Origin of the sequence: Aeromonas sp. ANP5, assembly GCF_963870295.1 — a bacterium.
Lineage (GTDB): Bacteria > Pseudomonadota > Gammaproteobacteria > Enterobacterales > Aeromonadaceae > Aeromonas > Aeromonas veronii.
The window spans coordinates 1-910 of the sequence record NZ_CAWMRY010000086.1 but is presented as its reverse complement, the minus strand read 5'-3'; the positions used below and the strand labels follow the sequence as shown (position 1 = coordinate 910).

At 54.4% G+C, this 910-nt stretch carries 1 protein-coding gene; it reads right to left on the bottom strand.

Annotated elements, in window-relative coordinates; translation table 11 throughout:
* Positions 1-910, bottom strand: a 910-nt coding sequence (locus tag AACT07_RS22345) for a type VI secretion system Vgr family protein (protein WP_139126511.1), incomplete at both ends; no start/stop codon positions are given.

Genomic DNA, 910 nt, shown 5'->3' with positions numbered 1-910 from the left:
GGGGCATCCGGCAGGGTGGGCTTGTTCGGTGCCTCCGGTTCTATTGCGACAGGAGCTGTGCCGGCACAAGGTGAACCGCCATCGTTGATCTTGACCACATTGCCCGAGATGGTCACTCCCGAGCCATCAAGCTTGATAAAACCACCTGGCCCCTTGATGGTCAGCGCTTGCCCCGCCTCCAGCACAATGTCAGTGGCTTTGAGATAGCTGTCTGTGCCCACCACCACTCGTTGATGTGCCCCGACGATCAACTCTTCCCCACCAGAAATAGAGGTCTGGCGGCTACCATCCAGATGAGTGATCTCTCCCCCACCGATGAAGCGCTTAAATGAGGCCATGACTTTTTGCACAAAATGGCGGCCAATTAGTTGGTGATGATCCTGCCCAATTTGTTCAACATCATCTTGAGCTACCGTGCGATGACTATGGCGGTCCACTCGCTGGAACTGATCCTGATTGACCGTCAAATGCTGATCCAGCCCCACACTTTGGCGATGGATATGGTTGATGACCACATCCATGTCTTTTTGGGCATGGATGTAAATCTGCTCTCTCGATGCTTCATCTTCAAAACGCAGCTCGTTGAAGCCTTGGCCCTTATGTGTGTCGGTTCGCAGCAGTGTCCGTGTTTTATGTTCGGGCAATACATAGGGGGTTTGGTTGGTGGCGTGATAAGTCCGCCCTGTCACGATGGGCTGATCCGGATCTCCTTCGAGGAAGCTCACTATCACTTCGTGACCGATACGCGGCACCGCCATCATGCCATATTGGCCACCCGCCCATCCCTGGCTGACACGCACCCAACAAGAGCTTTGGTCGTTGTTGGCACCATAGCGATCCCATGGGAACTGCAGCTTGATCCGGCCATATTTGTCGCAATAAATCTCTTCACCGGAAGGCCCCACGACGG